This window comes from Microbacterium xanthum (assembly GCF_034531355.1).
GTDB lineage: Bacteria > Actinomycetota > Actinomycetes > Actinomycetales > Microbacteriaceae > Microbacterium > Microbacterium xanthum.
In genome coordinates this window covers 186,925-205,147 of the sequence record NZ_JAWHUE010000004.1, presented here as the reverse complement: position 1 = coordinate 205,147, position 18,223 = coordinate 186,925, and the positions used below count along the sequence as shown (strand labels likewise).

18 protein-coding genes and 1 tRNA gene are annotated in these 18,223 nt (G+C 69.2%); 13 read left to right on the top strand and 6 right to left on the bottom strand.

The annotated features are described in order from the left end of the window. Positions 1-42: 42 nt before the first annotated feature. The gene (locus RZO50_RS13305) at positions 43-1,128 is read left to right on the top strand and encodes a VIT1/CCC1 transporter family protein (RefSeq protein ID WP_322600211.1); all 1,086 of its coding nucleotides are present in this window, start codon (positions 43-45) and stop codon (positions 1,126-1,128) included. Between the two features lie 62 nt (positions 1,129-1,190). Here RZO50_RS13305 and RZO50_RS13300 read toward each other — a convergent pair. Further along, a tRNA-Leu gene (locus RZO50_RS13300) sits at positions 1,191-1,276 on the bottom strand. Between the two features lie 121 nt (positions 1,277-1,397). On the opposite strand from RZO50_RS13300, the gene RZO50_RS13295 reads away from it, so the two are divergent. Beyond that, positions 1,398-2,699, top strand: a complete 1,302-nt coding sequence (locus RZO50_RS13295) for a M20/M25/M40 family metallo-hydrolase (RefSeq protein WP_322600210.1) — start codon at positions 1,398-1,400, stop codon at positions 2,697-2,699. A gap of 19 nt (positions 2,700-2,718) precedes the next feature. Next, entirely contained in the window at positions 2,719-3,546 is an 828-nt protein-coding gene (locus RZO50_RS13290; RefSeq protein ID WP_322600209.1) for an undecaprenyl-diphosphate phosphatase, read from the top strand. Positions 3,547-3,552: 6 nt separating this feature from the next. On the opposite strand, the gene RZO50_RS13285 is transcribed toward RZO50_RS13290, so the two are convergent. Next, entirely contained in the window at positions 3,553-4,413 is an 861-nt protein-coding gene (locus RZO50_RS13285) for a PAC2 family protein (RefSeq protein ID WP_322600208.1), read from the bottom strand. 118 nt (positions 4,414-4,531) lie between these two features. Between RZO50_RS13285 and RZO50_RS13280 the strand changes: the two genes are divergently transcribed. The 9 genes from RZO50_RS13280 to lnt are packed head-to-tail and all read left to right on the top strand — an operon-like array spanning position 4,532 to position 14,417. Further along, positions 4,532-5,215 carry an HAD family hydrolase gene (locus tag RZO50_RS13280; RefSeq protein WP_322600207.1) on the top strand — a complete coding sequence of 228 codons (684 nt, stop codon included), beginning with the start codon at positions 4,532-4,534 and terminating at the stop codon, positions 5,213-5,215. Then, a complete protein-coding gene (locus tag RZO50_RS13275) occupies positions 5,212-6,222 on the top strand; it encodes a tRNA (adenine-N1)-methyltransferase (RefSeq protein WP_322600206.1) in 1,011 nt (336 codons plus the stop codon). The genes RZO50_RS13280 and RZO50_RS13275 overlap by 4 nt, the downstream gene beginning before the upstream one ends. Before the next feature lie 9 nt (positions 6,223-6,231). Further along, positions 6,232-7,203 (top strand): FKBP-type peptidyl-prolyl cis-trans isomerase, encoded by a 972-nt coding sequence (locus tag RZO50_RS13270; protein WP_322600205.1) that lies wholly within the window; start codon positions 6,232-6,234, stop codon positions 7,201-7,203. A gap of 37 nt (positions 7,204-7,240) precedes the next feature. After that, complete coding sequence (locus RZO50_RS13265; protein ID WP_322600204.1) at positions 7,241-8,233, top strand: helix-turn-helix transcriptional regulator; 993 nt, start codon at positions 7,241-7,243, stop codon at positions 8,231-8,233. Then, positions 8,230-9,243 (top strand): helix-turn-helix transcriptional regulator, encoded by a 1,014-nt coding sequence (locus RZO50_RS13260; protein ID WP_322600203.1) that lies wholly within the window; start codon positions 8,230-8,232, stop codon positions 9,241-9,243. The genes RZO50_RS13265 and RZO50_RS13260 overlap by 4 nt, the downstream gene beginning before the upstream one ends. A gap of 34 nt (positions 9,244-9,277) precedes the next feature. Further along, the gene (gene tatA / locus RZO50_RS13255; RefSeq protein ID WP_322600202.1) at positions 9,278-9,526 is read left to right on the top strand and encodes a twin-arginine translocase TatA/TatE family subunit; all 249 of its coding nucleotides are present in this window, start codon (positions 9,278-9,280) and stop codon (positions 9,524-9,526) included. Between the two features lie 60 nt (positions 9,527-9,586). Continuing rightward, complete coding sequence (gene tatC, locus RZO50_RS13250) at positions 9,587-10,348, top strand: twin-arginine translocase subunit TatC (RefSeq protein WP_322600447.1); 762 nt, start codon at positions 9,587-9,589, stop codon at positions 10,346-10,348. Beyond that, positions 10,345-12,792, top strand: coding sequence for a DEAD/DEAH box helicase (locus RZO50_RS13245; RefSeq protein ID WP_322600201.1), 2,448 nt, complete (start codon positions 10,345-10,347; stop codon positions 12,790-12,792). The genes tatC and RZO50_RS13245 overlap by 4 nt, the downstream gene beginning before the upstream one ends. 44 nt (positions 12,793-12,836) lie before the next feature. Beyond that, complete coding sequence (gene lnt, locus RZO50_RS13240) at positions 12,837-14,417, top strand: apolipoprotein N-acyltransferase (RefSeq protein ID WP_322600200.1); 1,581 nt, start codon at positions 12,837-12,839, stop codon at positions 14,415-14,417. Positions 14,418-14,424: 7 nt separating this feature from the next. Here the strand turns inward: lnt and RZO50_RS13235 are convergent, their stop codons facing one another. The 4 genes from RZO50_RS13235 to RZO50_RS13220 form a co-directional block, all read right to left on the bottom strand. Continuing rightward, entirely contained in the window at positions 14,425-14,802 is a 378-nt protein-coding gene (locus RZO50_RS13235; protein ID WP_322600199.1) for an RNA polymerase-binding protein RbpA, read from the bottom strand. Between the two features lie 132 nt (positions 14,803-14,934). Beyond that, positions 14,935-15,708 (bottom strand): glycerophosphodiester phosphodiesterase family protein, encoded by a 774-nt coding sequence (locus RZO50_RS13230; protein ID WP_322600198.1) that lies wholly within the window; start codon positions 15,706-15,708, stop codon positions 14,935-14,937. Positions 15,709-15,713: 5 nt separating this feature from the next. After that, positions 15,714-16,787 carry an SPFH domain-containing protein gene (locus tag RZO50_RS13225; RefSeq protein ID WP_322600197.1) on the bottom strand — a complete coding sequence of 358 codons (1,074 nt, stop codon included), beginning with the start codon at positions 16,785-16,787 and terminating at the stop codon, positions 15,714-15,716. Further along, positions 16,780-17,274 (bottom strand): NfeD family protein, encoded by a 495-nt coding sequence (locus RZO50_RS13220; protein ID WP_322600196.1) that lies wholly within the window; start codon positions 17,272-17,274, stop codon positions 16,780-16,782. The genes RZO50_RS13225 and RZO50_RS13220 overlap by 8 nt, the downstream gene beginning before the upstream one ends. Positions 17,275-17,428: 154 nt before the next feature. Here RZO50_RS13220 and RZO50_RS13215 point away from each other — a divergent pair, with 154 nt between their 5' ends. After that, the gene (locus RZO50_RS13215; protein ID WP_322600195.1) at positions 17,429-18,193 is read left to right on the top strand and encodes an SDR family oxidoreductase; all 765 of its coding nucleotides are present in this window, start codon (positions 17,429-17,431) and stop codon (positions 18,191-18,193) included. Positions 18,194-18,223 lie beyond the last annotated feature (30 nt).

Here is an 18,223-nt window from a genome sequence, read left to right as displayed (position 1 = left end):
GTGCACGACGTCTCGGAGACCTCCCTCCGGCTACCGTGGAGTGTGCCTGAGACCGTCCGCCCCGATACCGCCAGTGATCGACGACGCTGGGCGCGGTACCTGGTGGACGAACGTGCCGAAGCGGATGTCTACCGACGTCTGGCGTCACGGCGGACAGGGGAGGAGCGAGCGATCCTGCTCGCCCTCGCCGACGCGGAGGGGCGCCACGAAGCGCATTGGCTCGCACTGCTCGGCGGAGAACCGGCGCGACTGCCACGACGGAGCGCGTCGAGTGTCGTCCTGGGTTTCATGGCGGCGCGGTTCGGGTCGGTCTTCGCGCTCGCGCTCGCCCAGAACGCCGAGGCCCGGTCGCCCTATGAGGACGATCCAGCGGCCACCGCGACGATGGCAGCGGACGAGCGCGTGCACCACGAGGTCGTCCGGGGCTTGGCAGCCCGTGGGCGGCGACGATTGTCAGGGGTCTTCCGCGCCGCGGTGTTCGGCGCGAACGACGGTCTGGTGTCGAATCTCGCTCTCGTGCTGGGGATCGGGGCGACCGGGGTCGCACCGCAGCTCGTCTTGTTCAGCGGGATCGCCGGACTGCTCGCCGGCGCCTTGTCGATGGGGGCGGGGGAGTACGTCTCGGTGCGGTCCCAGCGTGAACTTCTCGAGGCCGCCCGCCCGAGCGACTACGCCGACGCGGCGCTGGCCGATCTCGACCTGGACGCGAACGAGCTGGCGCTGGTGTATCGGACGCGGGGGATGGCACCCGACGCCGCCGATGTGCGCGCGCGGGAAGTCGTCGCGGCGGTGCACGCCGGCGGGACCGGAACCCTTTCGGGCCATGTCTCCGAAGACGACGACGAGGTGGTCGGCGGCGCATGGCGGGCGGCCGGGTCGAGCTTTCTCTTCTTCGCCTCGGGTGCGGTGATCCCCGTGCTGCCGTGGCTGTTCGGCCTCTCGGGCTTGCCGGCGGTCGTGCTCGCCCTCGTGCTGGTGGGACTGGCGCTGCTGGCAACGGGGGCGCTGGTGGGCATCCTCTCCGGTGCCCCGCCGTTGGCGCGCGCGGCACGACAGCTCGCGATCGGGTGGGGCGCCGCCGCCGTGACGTACGTCCTCGGGCTGGTTTTCGGCGTGTCCCTCGGCTGAGGGCCCGCCGCGACGCAGGCCGGAAACAGCAGAAGGGCCCCTTCCGGGGCCCTTCTGAACTGTGCGCGAGGGGGGACTTGAACCCCCACGCCCTAATACGGGCACTAGCACCTCAAGCTAGCGCGTCTACCTATTCCGCCACCCGCGCAGGTGGTCGGCAGCTTTCGCAACCGAGGGTCGAGCCTAGCACGGTTCGGGAGGGTTCCGTACACGGCGCCGCATCCCGCGCGTGTCCGTTCACGCCCGGCTCGCCCGGTAGCCTGGTGCGCATGCCTGCGACCCCCCATGACCTTCCCGAGGTCGCTCGCGTGGCCCGCGATCTCATTCGCTTCGACACCACGAACCACGGCGGCGGGCGCGCGGCGGGGGAGCGGGAGGCCGCCGAGTACGTGGGCGCCTACCTCGAGGCCCTCGGACTCGAGGTCGACTACTACGAGCCGGTCCCGCGTCGCACCAACGTTCACGCCCGCATCCCGGGCAGGAACCCGGACCGTCCCGCGCTGGTGCTGCACGGACACCTCGACGTCGTCCCGGCGATCGCGGAGGATTGGACGGTCGACCCGTTCGCCGGCGAGATCCGGGACGGGATGCTGTGGGGGCGCGGCGCCGTGGACATGAAGGACATGGACGCCATGATCCTGACCTCGGTGGCGGACATGCTCCGCGGCGGCGAGCAGCCCGACCGCGACATCGTGCTGGCCTTCTTCGCCGACGAGGAGAACGGCGGTATCGAGGGATCCTCGCTCGTCGTGAGGGACCGTCCGGAGTGGTTCGCCGGGGCCACCGAGGCCATCAGCGAGGTCGGCGGATACTCCATCCACGTCGACGACCGCCGCGCCTATCTGCTGCAGGTGGGGGAGAAGGCGCTGGTCTGGATCCGTCTGGTCGCCACCGGTCGCGCGGCCCACGGCTCGAGCGTCCACGCCGACAACGCCGTCACCCGCCTGGGCGAGGCCGTGGTCGCTCTGGGGCGGACGCAATGGCCGGTTGACCTGACACCCACCACGCGGGCGTTCACCCGCATGCTGGAAGACCTCACCGGCGCCGTCGGTGAGGATCCCGATGCGTTGGCGCGCCGTACCGGGCCCGCAGCGGGGTTCCTGCGCTCGACCCTGCGCACCACCACGAACCCGACGGGTCTGGCGGCGGGCTACAAGCACAACGTGATCCCGGACCGCGCCGAGGCGCTCATCGACGTCCGGGTTCTGCCGGGCACGGAGCAGGCCGCCCTGGCCGATATCCAGCGGATCGTGGGAGAGGACATCGCCATCGAGGTCGTCCACACCGACATCGGCCTCGAGGTGCCTTTCTCGGGAGACCTCGTCGATGCCATGGTCGCCGCTCTCGGCCGCCACGATCCGGGCATCCCGGTGATCCCGTACCTCATGGGCGGCGGCACTGACAACAAAGCGCTGGCGGCCCTCGGGATCGCCGGATACGGGTTCGCGCCGTTGCGACTGCCCGCCGATCTCGACTTCACCGGAATGTTCCACGGTGTCGACGAGCGGGTGCCTGTCGATTCCCTGGTGTTCGGCCAGCGCGTACTCGGCGACCTGCTGCGCACCTGCTGACCTGACCGAAAGGCCATCCATGCAACTGCTCGAGGCGATCGTGCTCGGCCTCGTGCAGGGACTCACCGAGTTCCTGCCCGTGTCATCCAGCGCGCACCTGCGCATCCTCGGCGAGGTCCTTCCCACCGCTCAAGACCCCGGAGCGGCCTTTACCGCGATCACCCAGATCGGCACGGAGGCGGCCGTGGTGGTCTTCTTCTGGCGCGACATCGTGCGGATCATCAAGAACTGGTCGCTGGCGCTCGTGGGTAAGATCCCCCGCCAGGACCCGGACGCGCGGATGGGGTGGCTCATCATCGTCGGAAGCATCCCGATCGTCGTTCTGGGCCTGCTATTCCAAGACCAGATCGAGACGACGTTCCGGTCGCTGTGGATCATCGCGGCGATGCTGATCTTCTTCGGCGTGCTGCTCGGTATCGCCGACCATGTCGGCGCGAAGCGCCGCAAGCTCAACGACCTCACCGTAGGTCACGGTGTCGTCTACGGGTTCGCGCAGAGCCTCGCACTCATCCCCGGGGTGTCGCGGTCGGGCGGCACCATCACGGCGGGTCTGTTCATGGGCTATGAGCGGGCGGCCGCCGCGCGCTACGCCTTCCTGCTGGCCATCCCCGCGGTCTTCGGCAGCGGTTTCTACCAGTTGTTCAAGAGCTGGAACGAACCGGGGGTGTTCACCCTCGGCGAGACCGCGGTCGCGACGATTGTGGCCTTCGTCGTCGCACTGGCCGTCATCGCGTTCTTCATGCGCTGGATCTCCCAGCACAGCTTCCTGCCGTTCGTGGTCTACCGTGTCGCCCTCGGCACCGTCGTGATCGTGCTGTTGAGTCTCGGCGTGATCGACGCCTACTGACCGGGGTCAGCGGCGGTCGTCGCGCCCGGGCTTGGATGGCCCGTCCCCGCGACGGCGCAGGTACTGCTCGAACTCCTGCGCGATCGCATCGCCGGACGCTTCGGGGGAGTCGACGGTGTCGCGGTTCTCCTCAAGCTGACGGATGTAGTCGGTCATCTCTTCGTCGTCGGCGGCGGCCGCGTCGATCGTGGTCTCCCACGCGATCGCCTCGGTGACCAGCCGCCCACGGTCGACGGGGATGCCGGTGAGGGATTCCAGACGGTCGAGCAGAGCGAGTGTCGCCTTCGGCGACGGCGTGTGCCCCGCGACGTAGTGCGGAACGCTCGCCCACAGGCTCGCGGTGGGGATCCCCGCCGCGTCGGCTGCGTGCGCGAGCACCGAGAGGATCCCGACAGGCCCTTCGTAGGTGCCGCGCTCCAGCCCCAGCGTGTCGCGGAGCTGGTCGTTCTCGCTGCCGGCGAAGACGGAGATCGGGCGCGTGTGGGGAACATCCGACATCATCGACCCGAGAGAGACGAAGCCCGTGATGTCTTCGCGGAGCGCGACGTCGACGAATTCCGCGCTGAAGGCCTGCCACGCGCGCGCCGGCTCGACGCCGGTGAGCAACCACATCTCGGTGTCCCCCTGCGGGTCGGTCGGGCGCAGGATGGTCGCCTCCGGCCATGTCAGGCGACGGCGACCCTCCGCGTCGGCGACCAGATGAGGCCGGGTGTACTGGTAGTCGAAGTAGAGCTCGGGATCGACGGCGAAGACCGGCTCGTACGTTCCGGACTCCTTCAGGTGCGCCAGGGCTGCCGAGGCGGCCTCGCCGGCGTCGTTCCATCCGTCGAACGCGGCGACCAGCACGCGGCGACCCAGTGCGTCCACACAACCTCCCCGATCCGTCCTTCCAGGATAGGCACGACCCGACCGGGCGGGCACGGTGGTCCTCGGGCGCGGCGGGAAGTGGACAGGCGCCCGCTCCGCCGGTGCGTAGCATGGGCGGGTGAGTTCCCCGCTTTTCTCCGCCGTCCTGTGGGACATGGACGGCACCCTCGTCGACACCGAGCCGTACTGGATGGCTGCCGAGACACCGCTCATCGAGAGCTACGGCGGCACATGGTCCCATGAGCAGGCCCTCCAGCTGGTCGGCCTGGCGCTGGAGGACTCCGCAGGCATCCTGCAGTCCGCCGGCGTGCGCCTGAGCCGCGCCGAGATCATCGATCACCTCACCGCGGACGTCATGACACAGCTGTCGACGAAGGGCGTGCCGTTCCGCCCGGGTGCGCGGGAACTGCTCAAGGGGCTCCGGGACGCCGGCGTGAAGACCGCGTTGGTGACGATGTCGATGCGCCGCATGGCAGACCACGTGGCGTCGCTCATCGGGTTCGACGCCTTCGACGTGATCGTCGGCGGCGACGAGGTCGCACGCCCCAAGCCCTACCCCGATCCGTACCTGCAGGCCTGCGAGGCACTCGGCGTCGAACCGGACCAGGCCGTCGCGATCGAGGACTCGCCGACCGGCGTCCGCGCCGCGGCCGCTTCCGGAGCGGTGACCCTGGGGGTGCCGCTCATGGTCTCGCTGGAAGGCGTCGGTGCGCACGCGCTCTGGCCGAGCCTGGACGGGCGGACCTCCGGCGACCTCGAAGCCCTCCATGCCGCATATCGCACCACTTCGGAGAACCGATGACCACCGCACGACCGAGCGGCCCGTTCCGGGTCGGTGACCGCGTTCAGCTGACCGGCCCCAAGGGGCGCCTGCACACCATCACCCTTCGCCAGGACGGCGAGTTGCACACGCACCACGGGGTGCTGCGGCACACGTCGCTGATCGGTCAGCCCGATGGGTCGGTGGTCGCCGGCAGCGGCGGCCACGAGTACCTCGCGCTGCGTCCGCTGCTGCGCGACTTCGTCATGTCCATGCCCCGCGGGGCGGCGATCGTCTATCCGAAGGACGCCGCGCAGATCCTCGCCGAGGCCGACGTGTTCCCGGGGGCACGGGTCGTCGAGGCCGGCGTCGGCTCGGGTGCGCTCTCGCTGTGGCTGCTGCGGGCGATCGGAGAGCGCGGCTCGCTGGTGTCCTTCGAGCGGCGCGAGGAGTTCGCCGATGTCGCCCGTGCGAATGTGGAGACGTTCCTCGGCGAGGTGCCGGCGAACTGGCGTATCGAGCTGGGTGACCTGGCTGAGGTGCTGCCTTCGGCCGTGGAACCCGGATCGATCGACCGTGTCGTCCTCGACATGCTCGCCCCGTGGGAATGCCTCGATGCCGTCGCCGACGCCCTCACCCCGGGCGGTGTCGTCGTCTGCTACGTCGCGACGGCGACTCAGCTCAGCCGTGTCGCGGAGTACATCCGGGGGACGGGACTGTTCACCGAACCCGACGCGAACGAGACGATGGTGCGCGGTTGGCACGTCGAGGGTCTCGCGGTTCGCCCCGACCACCGGATGGTGGCGCACACCGGTTTCCTCCTCTGGGCGCGACGCTTGGCTCCGGGCACGATCGCCCCCGAGCAGAAGCGCCGGGCGTCGAAGTCGAGCTACACCGACGAGGACGTGGAGACGTGGACGCCTGGCGCGGTCGGTGACCGTGAGATCACCGACAAGAACCTCCGCAAGCGCGTGCGGGAGGCCGAGAAGGCCGCCGCCGCGGCCCGACTCGCCTCGGCGGGCGAGGACCCGCACGCCTCGACCACCTAGGATGAACCGGTGCGCAAGATCTCCGCTGCCCTCGCCCTTGTCGGACTGACCTCCGTCGGCCTCGTCGGCTGCTCGGTGGAAGCCGCCGCTCCCACCTGCGTGGAGGGCGACTCCGACGCGATGGCGTCGCTGGTCACCGTCGAGGGATCGCCGGACTCCGAGCCGCGCGTGGAGATGTACTCGCCGTTCCATGTCGATGACGTGCTGGTCGAGCGCCTCGCGGACGGTGACGGGCCGGAGCTCGCCACCGACTCCCAGCTGCTGGTCATGGACTACTCCTTCTACGCGGGCGACAGCGGTGAGCTCTTCGCGACCACGGCGTACGACGGAGACCTGTCGAACGTCTTCTCCATGGAGAACGTCGTCAGTGCGCTCCCGGGACTGTCTGAAGCGCTGCGGTGCGCGCAAGCGGGTTCGCGTGTCGTCGTCGGCCTTCCGGCGGACGGGATCAATCCCGACTACGCCGCACAGGCAGGCCTCGCGGAAGACGAGTCGATGCTCGCTGTCGTCGATGTGCGCAAGGTGTATCTGCCGCAGGCGGAAGGCGAGCTGCGGTACAACTCGAGTCTGGGCATGCCGACCGTCGTCCGGGCGCCCGACGGCCGGCCCGGCGTGATCATCCCCGATGCGACCGCTCCGGAGGAGCTCGTCGTCCAGACCCTCATCGAAGGGGATGGTGACGTCGTCGAGCCGGGTGACACGGTGCGTGTGCACTACACCGGTCTGACGTGGGCTGAGCGGGAGGTCTTCGACTCGACCTGGGACGTTGAGGACGGAGAAGTCAGGGCACCTGCTGCGCTGTCACCCGATCAGGTCGTGCCCGGCTTCGCCGCAGCCCTCGAGGGGCAGACGGTCGGTTCCCAGGTGCTCGCCGTCATCCCGCCCGATCAGGGCTACGGTGATCAGGCCAGCGGTGCGATTCCGGCCGGCTCCACGCTCGTCTTCGTCATCGACATCCTCGGCGTCGACGAGACGTCCTGAACGCCTCTGCGCTCCGCGTCTGCCTAGACTTGGCGACGTGGCCACCGCATCTGTGAAGACCCCGCCCGAAGAGCGGCTGGTCAATCTCGTGGTCGCCCTCACGGCGACCGATCAGGGCCTGACCAAGGACACCATCCTCGCCGGGGTCACCGGCTACCGCGAGCAGCGCGAAGCGGGCGCTTCGAAGGACGCGCTCGAGAAGATGTTCGAGCGCGACAAAGAGAACCTTCGCGCCCTGGGCGTCCCCATCGAGACCATCGGCGACTGGGCCGATCCGGACGACCTGCGGGAGGCGCGGTATCGGGTCCCGGCGGCGGAGTACACCCTTCCGCACGACCTGGAGTTCTCGCCCGCCGAGCTGGCTCTGCTGACTCTCGCGGGGAGCGCATGGAGTGAGAGCTCGATGTCGGTGGAGGCGCGGGCGGGTCTCCGCAAGATCCGCGCGCTCGGCATCCCTATGGATGCGCATATCCAGGGCTTCGCGCCACGGCTGCGCACCGGCGACGCCGCCTTCGCGCCGTTGCAACAGGCCATCGAGCACAGCCGCGTCGTCACCTTCCCGTACCTGAAACCGGGCGAGTCGGCTGCGCGTACGCGACGGGTGCGTCCGCTGGCACTGGCGGAGTACGAAGGGCGCTGGCATGTCTTGGCGCACGATCTCGGTGTCGACCAAGAGCGGACGTTCCTGCTGTCCCGGATCGTCGGCGCGGTGACCGCGACGCGCGAGCACTTCGATCCGGCGTTGCGGCGCGGCGCGGGGGAGCGGGCGTTGTCGGGCCTGCAGGACGTCGCCGCCCGGACCGTGGCCCTGCTCGAAGTCGAACCGGGCACCGAGGCGGCATTGCGGCTGTCGCGCCGCGCGAGTCCCGCCGGGCAGGGGCTTCGTGTTCCCTACGTCGACGTGCACATCTTCGCCGATGAACTGGCCTCGTACGGACCGGAGGTGCGCGTGGTCGAGCCGTCGTCGTTGCGGGATGCGGTGATCGCGCGGCTCCGCGGTGCCCGGGACCGCCACGGGGGTGCATCGTGAGCACGCCGCGTCGAGCCCTGGTCGCGACCGACCGCGCCGCATTGCTCCTGCAGCTCGTGCCGTATCTGATCGGCAAGGGCGAGGTGTCGGTCGCCGAAGCGGCCGAGGAGTTCGACGTCACCCCCGATCAGATGCGCTCGATGGTCGAGAAGCTGACTGTGATCGGTCTGCCGGGCGACGGCGGATTCTGGCAGATGGCCAATGACCTCTTCGACATCGACTGGGACCTCCTCGACCGCGACGATCGCATCGTGATCACCCATTCCGTCGCGCTCGAGCGCACACCCCGTCTGACGGCACGCGAAGCTGCCGCCCTCCTCGCCGGCCTCCAATTGGTGCGCAGCATCCCGGGCGTCGGGGACAGCGACGTGTTCTCCGGGCTCCTCGCCAAGCTCGCCCACGGGGCCTCCGGTGTCCCGGACGGCCTCATCGTCGCGTCGGCTCCCGTCGACGATGTCCGTGAGCGCGTCGCGGAAGCACTCCGCACGGGTCACGCGGTCGCGTTCACCTACAAGGCTCCCGACGCCGCGGCGACGACCCGCACGGTCGACCCGGTGAAAGTCAGCATCGCCGACGGGCAGTGGTACCTGCAGGGATGGTGTCACCTCCGCGAGGCGATGCGCACCTTCCACCTGGACCGCGTCAGCGACCTGCGCGTGACGGACCTGCCGGTGTCGCACGCGGCGGAGCCGGTTCCCGACTGGTTCGCCGAGGGGGCGGACGAGTTGACCGTTCGCCTCCGCTTCCCGGCCGCCTCGGCGCCACTGCTCGGCGATTACCTGCGACGTGCCGACACGGAGACCGAGAGAGGCATCACCACGGCGACGATGCGAGTCGCCGACGAGAACAGCCTCCGCCGTCTGGCGGCACGGCTCGGTGGCGATCTGGAGATCCTGGAGCCTGCGGGCGCGCGGCACGCGGCCGCAGCCTGGGCGCAGGCCGGTCTGGAGCTGTACGGCGACGGAGATTCGCCGGGCCCCGACCGCTCCAGCACGCGTCCGCGCAGTTAGACTGTCACGAGGTCAACGATCTGGAGTCTTCCTCATGGCTAACGCATTCAGCCCCTGGCACCTGCTGCTGATCCTCGCGGTCATCCTGCTGCTGTTCGGTGCCGCGAAGCTGCCCGCACTCGCCAAGAGCGTGGGCCAGTCGGCCCGGGTCTTCCGAGGCGAGATGAAGGCGATGAAGGACGAGGATGCGCCGCAGGCGGCCGATCGTGCTGACACGACCTCGTCGACCACGGAGTCTTCGTCGTCGCCGAATGCGGGCGGGGCATCCGACCCGAAGCCCTGATCGGTGGTGACCGACACGCCCGCGGCGAAGGGCACGAAGCCTTCGCGCGGTGAGCGCCGGATGTCTCTCGGCCAGCATCTGGTCGAGCTGCGCAAACGACTGATGATCGCTGCGGCGGCCCTGCTGATCGGCATGGTCGTGTCGTTCTTCATCACCGACGGCGTCATCCATCTCATCACGGAGCCCATCCGCGTCATCGCGGAGCAGCGCGGTGACGAGATCGAAGTCGAGCTGATGTTCAGCACCGTGACCTCCGCTTTCGACCTTCGTATTCGGATGGCCTTCGCCATCGGCCTCCTTCTGTCCGCGCCGGTGTGGCTGTGGCAGATCTGGGCGTTCGTGATGCCGGGCCTGACCCGCAAAGAGGTGCAGTACACGATCGGCTTCGTGGCCGCGGCGATCCCGCTGTTCTTCGCCGGCTGCTGGACGGGTCTCGCGGTGATGCCCCACATCGTCGAGATCATGGCCACCTTCGTCCCCGAAGGTGGTGCATCCTTCTACGATGCGAAGTTCTACTACGACTTCGTCTTCAAGCTCGTCATCGTCGTCGGTGTCGCCTTCGTGCTCCCGGTCTTCCTGGTGGCGCTGAACCTTGCGGGGGTCATGACCGGTCGCGACATCCTGAAGGGCTGGCGGGTCGCGGTGCTCGTGGCGACGATCTTCGCCGCGGTCGCCACCCCGGGTGCCGACGTGGTCTCGATGATCCTGCTCGCCGGCATCCTCTCGTTGTTGTTCTTCGCCGCGGCGCTGGTGTCGCTGTTCTTCGACCGTCGACGCCGCAAACGCGAGGAGAAGCTTCTCGCCGACGGGACCGCTCCGTGACCCTGTCGCCGGCCGAGCGCTTCGCTCGCGCCAACGAGGAGCGGGAGCACCCCCGGACGCGGGAGTTCGCGGATGCGCAGCGCTTCGACCTGGATCCGTTCCAGGTCGCCGGGTGCCACGCCTTGGAGGCCGGCCGAAGTGTTCTCGTGGCGGCACCCACCGGCGCGGGGAAGACCATCGTGGGCGAATTCGGCATCCACCTGGCGATGTCGGCTCCGGGCGACAAAGCGTTCTACACGACACCCATGAAGGCGTTGTCGAACCAGAAGTTCCGCGAGCTGGTCGACGTCTACGGACCCGACGACGTCGGCCTTCTCACCGGCGACACGAACATCAACGCCTCCGCGCGCATCGTCGTGATGACCACCGAGGTGCTCCGGAACATGCTGTACGCCGACTCGCCGGCCCTCCAGGGACTGCGCTTCGTCGTGATGGACGAGGTGCACTACCTCGCCGACCGCTTCCGGGGCGCGGTGTGGGAGGAGGTCATCATCCACCTCCCCGCCTCGGTGCGGTTGATCGCCCTGTCGGCGACGGTGTCGAACGCGGAGGAGTTCGGGGAATGGCTCGACGCGGTGCGCGGCGACACGGAGATCATCGTCTCCGAGACCCGCCCGGTGCCGCTGGAGCAGCACGTCCTCGTGCGGGGCGACCTCCTCCCGTTGTTCGACGACCGCGCGGGCGTCGCGACGGCCCAGGTCAACCAGGAGCTGCTGCGCATCAGATCCGCCCGCGGCAGCGGGTACGAGAGCGGTCGGCACGGCGGGGGAGGCCGACGGCCCCACCGCGGCGGCAGACGGCCGCAGCGCGCCGGGAACCCGCAGCGGGTGGAGCGGATCGACCGCCCGGAGGTCGTGGAGCTGCTGCGTCGCGCGAACCTCCTCCCCGCGATCTTCTTCATCTTCAGTCGCGCCGGCTGCGACCAGGCCGTCATCCAGGTGCGCCGCTCCGGCGTCCGGCTCACCTCTCCCGAGGAGCGGAGTCTCATCCGGGAGATCGTCGAGGAACGCACTCGCAACCTCGTCGAGGAGGACCTCGGCGTGCTCGGCTACTGGGAGTGGAAGGACAACCTCGAGCGGGGCGTCGCCGCCCATCACGCGGGTCTGCTGCCGGCTTTCAAAGAGATCGTCGAGGAGCTGTTCCAGCGGAAGCTGGTCAAGGCCGTCTTCGCCACCGAGACACTCGCCCTCGGCATCAACATGCCCGCGCGCACGGTCGTGCTGGAGAAGCTCCAGAAGTTCAACGGCGAGGCGCGCGTCGCGATCACATCGGGGGAGTACACGCAGCTGACCGGTCGTGCCGGTCGCCGCGGCATCGACGTCGAGGGGCATGCGGTCGTCCAGTGGACCGAGGGCGTCGACCCGCAGGCGGTCGCCGCCCTCGCATCGCGGCGCACGTACCCGCTCAACTCGAGCTTCCGCCCGACGTACAACATGGCCGTGAACCTCATCGACCGGTTCGGGCGCGATCGGGCCCGCGAGATCCTGCAGTCCTCGTTCGCCCAGTTCCAGGCCGATAGGGCCGTGGTGGGACTCGCCCGACAGGTGAAGGACGCCGAAGAGTCGCTGGCCGGGTACGCCGATGCCATGGCGTGCGATCGAGGGGACTTCGCGGAGTACGCCGGCATTCGCCGAGAGCTCAGCGACATCGAGAAGATCAATCGCAAGGACGTCACGGCGGGGCGGGCCACCCGCGACGCCCGCCAACGCGAGATCCAGTCCCTCCGGACCCGGATGCGCCGGCACCCGAGTCACGAATGCCCGGACCGGGAGCATCACGCCCGGTGGGCTGAGCGGTACAACAAGCTCGACCGCACCGTCCGGAAGCTCCGGGGCCAGATCGAGTCGCGCACCGGCACCGTCGCGCGGGTCTTCGACCGGGTGGTCGACGTGCTCGACGAGGTGGGTTACGTCCGTGTCGAGGAGGACGGATCGACGGTGCTGACCGCCGATGGCCTCACGATGAAGCGCATCTACGGCGAACGCGACCTCCTCGTGGCGGAGAGCCTCCGGCTGCGGCTGTGGAGCGCGTTGGACGCGCCCTCGCTCGCGGCGATCGCGTGCGCCCTGGTCTACGAGCCTCGACGCGACGACGGCGGATACGGTGATCGGCGCCTCCCTCGCGGCGCCTTCCGAATCGCGCTGGAGAAGACCACCGATCTGTGGCAGCGACTCGACGACCTCGAGACCGATCATCGGCTTCCCGGATCCGAGCCGCCCTCGGCGAACCTCTCCGCCGCGATGCACGGATGGGCGAGGGGTCTTCCCCTCGACGCGGTGCTGGCCGAGGCCGACATGGCCGCCGGCGACTTCGTCCGCTGGACCAAGCAGACCATCGACCTGCTCGATCAGCTGTCCCTGGTGGCCCCGCCCGACCTGGCGCGCACGGCGCGTCGCGCCCTGGAGTCGGTGCGCCGCGGGATCGTCGCGTACAGCTCGGTCTGATGCCTCTCGGTTCCCGCCCGGACGACGCGGATTAGGCTGGAGCGGTGACTCTCGCCCCGGCCCCACGGCCCCTCCTGCCGCTGTGGGCCGCGGTCCTCGCCTCCGCCGTGGGGGGAGCGGTGCTCGATGCGGCCTACCCCGACATCGGATGGTGGCCGCTGGCGTTCGTGGGGGTGGCGTTCGCGCTGGTCTCCCTCATCGGGCGCAGCGTCGGCGGAGCACTGCTGGTGGGGGTCGTCTTCGGCGCGTCCTTCTACCTCATCCACATCCTCTGGATCACCCGATACCTGGGCGTCATTCCGTGGTTCGCCCTGGCCGGCATCGAGACGCTCTTCATGGGGCTGGGATCGATCCTGTTGGCGCTGGCCTATCGCTGGTTCCCCCGGGTCTGGCCGGGACGATGGGCACGCCTGATCGGGCTTCCCGCGCTGGTCGGCGGCGTCTGGACGCTCCGAGAGCAGTTCATGGGGTCGTGGCCGTACACGGGGTTCCCGTGGGGCAGGCTCGGGATGAGCCAGTCGGAGAGCCCGCTGGCGCACGTGGCGTCTTGGCTCGGGGTGAGCGGGCTGACCTTCGTGATGGTGCTCTTCACGGCGGCCGTCATCGAGTGGCTGCGAGCGGGACGGCTGCGCGACGCGCGGACGGCCGCGCCGGCGGCCGCGGCGGCCGTGCTGCTGGTCGCGGTTCCGGCCTTCCCGACCTCCGACGCGGGGACGTGGCGTGTCGGCGCGGTCCAGGGCAACGGCCCGTCCGCCTACTTCGATCAGCGCGAACCGTACGAGGTGCTGAACGCGCAGCTGGACGCGTCGGAGCCCATCCTCGACGACGACGTCGACGTGCTCGTGTGGCCGGAAGGCGGCATCGGCTACGACCCGTTGCAGGATCCGGCGACCGCCGCCGCGCTGGACGGTCTGAGCGTCCGTGCAGATGCGCCCCTCATCGTCAACGCGGCCACCGAACGCGGCGACGACATCTTCAACACGTCGCTGCTGTGGACGGCGGAGAACGGCGCAGAGCAGCTGCACGACAAGGCCAACCCGGTTCCGATGGGGGAGTACGTCCCCGACCGCTGGTTCTTCGAAGCGATCGTGCCGGATCTGATCGGGCTCATCCAACGCGAGTACACACCCGGGACGAACGCGCCGTTCTTCGACGTCGACGGCGTGGGGGTGGGCCTCGCGATCTGCTTCGACGTCATCTACGACGAGGTGATCTGGGACGGCGCGCGAGACGGTGCGGAGCTGTACGTGTTCCAGACGAACAACGCCGACTTCCGCGACACCGACGAGAACTTCCAGCAGCTCGCCTTCGCTCGGATGCGGGCGATCGAGACGGGGCGCTCGGTCGTGAACCTGTCGACCGTCGGCACCAGCCAGATCATCGATCCGACCGGAGCGACCATCGAGTCGCTGCCCACCGACGTGGCCGGGGCGATGGTGGCCGACGTGCCGCTGCGCAGCGGACTCACGCCGGCCGTGCTGATCGGTCCCGCGGTGCAGGCGATCCTGGGCTGGGGGAGTCTCGCGGTCCTGGTCGGTCTGGGTGCGTTCGTCCGTGTCCGCTCACGTCGGCGAGCGGACACGACAACGGCGCCGGCTCCCGAGGGAGCCGACGCCGGTCGGTGAGGGCGCGTCAGGCGCTGAGCTTGTCGGTGGCCGCCGCCGCACCGCGCCGTTCGCGGATGTAGGCGAGCCGCTCCTCGAGGAGCTCTTCGAGTTCGGGGATGGTACGACGCTCGAGCAGCATGTCCCAATGGGTACGTGCCGCCTTGTCACCGCTGTGGTCCACCGTCGCCGTGCCCTCGCCGATGCGCAGAAGGGCCTCGGCGCCGCAGGTGCGGCACTCCCAGGCCTCGGGGACCTCCGCATCGGCGGCGAAGGTGATCACCGTGTCTCGTCCACAGGACGAACACGAGTACGTGTGCTGCGCGCGGTCGTGGAAAACGACGCCCTCTTCGCTTTGTAGGCTCTGGGCGCCGAGTCGGATGCCGCGCAGACTGCGGTCTGCCATAGGGGGTGGTCCTCTCGTCGGTCCTCAGGTATAACGCTGACAGCTGTGCGAATCATCCGAACGGGCACCTGAGGCGACCCATTCACAGTCGATGCACAGCGCCGCTCGACCTCCGCGCGTGGCGGGTGGCGGTCATCGACCGGCGACGACCTCCAGCGCGATGTCCGCGACATCGGTGACGATGCCGTCGACACCCCAGGAGAGGAGCTGATGCATCGTCTCAGGCTCGTTCACCGTCCAGACATGGACCTCGACGCCGACCTCGTGGGCGAGGGCGACACTGCGAGGGGAGACGAGGCGCAGCGGTCCCTGGCGCTCGGGAATCTGCAGGGCGTCGATGCCGGCCAACGCCCGCGCCGCCCACGCTCGGGACCGCACCGCTGCCGCTGCCGCGAACCGTGCGACCGTCCCGGACCCCGCGGAAGTCGCCGGTCGTGAGGACCCGACCGTCGCGGCGGCGAGGGCGGCACGGCGACGCTCGTCGTCGAAGCTCGTGAGCAACACACGCTCGGCGTGCGCTGCGACGATCCGGCCCGCCGGCACAGCGGCCTCCGCGGATTTCACATCGATGTTGAAGCGTACGTCGGGGAAGGTCTCGAGCGCTTGGCGGAGGGTGATCAATCCACCGCGCGAGGACATCAGACCATCCAGTTCCCGCAGACGCACCTGGGCGACGGTGCGAGGGTCGCCGGTCACTCTTCGCAGGTCCGCATCGTGGAAGAGCACGACCTCACCGTCTGCCGTGAGATGGCAGTCCGACTCGATGTAGACGACGCCGGCCGCGTGCGCGGCGGTCACCGCTGCGAAGGAGTTCTCGACGATTCCCTCCGCCTCATCGGAGGCGGTCACCAGACCGCGGTGGGCGAGGACGCGGGGCAGGGGGGAACCGTCGAACCAAGGGTGCACGAGCTCTAGCGTGCCTCACCGGCGCCCCCGGCGGCACCGGGCGTGGTCTTGCGTGCCTCCGTGGCGATGTCATCCGCGGCCGATGCCGCCTCGCGCGCGGCGGCGAGGGCCGCATCGGCCGCGGCGTTCTTCGGGCCGGTGGGCTTCTGACGCGGGGTGGTCTCCTTGCGCGCGGTCTCCTCCGCCCGCCCGCCGAAGGCCGCACCGATGCCCTTGAGCGCTTCTGTCATCTCACTCGGGATCACCCACAGTTTGCTCGAGGCGCTGTCGGCGATCTTGGGGAGCGTCTGCAAGTACTGATATGCCAGCAGCTTGTCGTCGGGTTCGCCGGCGTGGATCGCATCGAACACCATCTCGATCGCCTCCGCCTCACCCTGCGCACGCAGCACCGCGGCCTGCTTGTCGCCCTCGGCGCGCAGAATCTCGGACTGCCGACGCCCTTCGGCCTCGAGGATCTGAGACTGTTTGGACCCCTCGGCGGTCAGGATCGCAGCGCGGCGATCGCGTTCGGCGCGCATCTGCTTCTCCATCGAATCCTGGATCGACACCGGCGGGTCGATGGCTTTGAGCTCGACGCGGGACACGCGCAGCCCCCACTTGCCGGTGGCCTCGTCGAGCACGACGCGCAACTGACCGTTGATGTTGTCGCGGCTGGTGAGCGCCTCCTCGAGGTTCAGTCCGCCCACGACATTGCGAAGGGTGGTGGTGGTCAGCTGCTCGACGGCGCTGAGGTAGTTCGCGATCTCGTAGGTCGCCGCGCGCGCGTCGGTGACCTGGAAGTACACGACCGTGTCGATCGACACGACGAGGTTGTCTTCGGTGATGACCGGCTGGGGCGGGAAGGAGACGACCTGCTCGCGCATGTCCACCAGCGGCCGTAGCCGGTCGATGAAGGGAACCAGGAGGTTCAGGCCGGGGCTCAAGGTGCGCTGATATCGCCCGAGCCTTTCCACGATCCCGGCGTACGCCTGAGGGATGATCCGGATGGAGCGGAAGATCACCACAACGACGAAGATCGCGATGACCAGGAGCAGGACGATCACGAAAATCTGTCCGATGAACGAACCGACGTCAACCATGTTCAGCTTCCTCCTCGTGTTGCGCCGTCGCGGGGGCGACCTCCACGGTCGCTCCCCGTACCGCCGCGACGGTCACCCGGTCACCCGGGCCCAGTGATGCGTCGGCGACCCCCGCGGCCGGGCGGGCCGTCCACGTCTCCCCGTTGTCGAGCTTGACCGAACCTGCGCCGTCGACGAAGGGCGCGAGCACACGGCCGCCGATGCCGAAGAGTGCGTCGACATTCGTCTTGGCGTTCCCCGTGGATCTGCGCAGGGCGCGCAGAAGCAGGGGCCGGATCGTGAACAGCAGCAATGCGGAGATCGCCGCTGCGGCACCCACTTGCAGCCACCAGGGGCCGCCGAGCAGATTCACGCCCAGCCCGCCGACGAGGGTTCCGGCGGCGAGCATCAGGAAGGTGAACTCCAGGGTGAGGAGTTCGACGATGACGAACAGCAGGGCGAGAACGAGCCAGACGATCCAGAGATATTCCGTCAGATCGGGCATCATCGGTCCCTCCTTCGCTTGATCGAACACTACCAACGGCTACGGGCGGCGGGGCCGTTCGCACCGCGACACGGGCTCCAGGCGAGAAGTGGGTGATTGATAGGGTCGTGACGGTTCGCGTGCCCACGCGCACCGTCACGACCCAGGAGCGAAGCCCATGTCCCAGCCCCTCCCCGCCGGTTCGCTGTCCGGCAAGACCGCCCTCGTCACCGGCTCCTCGCGAGGCATCGGTGCCGACACCGCGCGCTATCTCGCGCAGGCCGGGGCCGACGTCGTGATCAACTTCCGCAATAAGGCCCCACGAGCCGAGAAGCTCGCCACCGAACTGCGCGAGTTCGGCGTGCGGGTGCTGGTGGTCGGAGCGGACCTGACGGACCATGCTTCGGTCGCCGAGATGTTCGCCGAGGTCGAGCGCGAGTTCGGTCGCCTGGACATCCTCGTCTTGAACGCATCCGGCGGCATGGAGTCCGGGATGGCGGCCGACTACGCGCTCTCGCTCAACCGGGACGCGCAGGTGGGTGCGCTCGAGACCGCGCTGCCGTTGCTGGCCACGGGGGGACGGGTCGTGTTCGTCACCAGTCACCAGGCTCACTTCATCCGCACGACCCCGACGATGCCCGAGTACGAGCCTGTCGCATTGTCCAAGCGGGCGGGGGAAGACGCGTTGCGAGAGCGGATCCCTGCGCTCAATGAGCGCGGTGTGGGGTTCGTGGTCGTGTCGGGGGACATGATCGAGGGCACCATCACCGCGACCCTGTTGGAGCGGGCCAATCCCGGCGCGATCTCCTCGCGGCGCGAATCCGCCGGTCGCTTGTACAACGTCTCCGAGTTCGCAGCCGAGGTCGCCGCGGCCGCCGTCGATCCGATCCCGGCGGACAACACCCGTCTGGTCGGCGACACCGGATCGTTCGCGGGGGAGTGACCCCGTCCTGAGACGGTACGAGGGCACCGC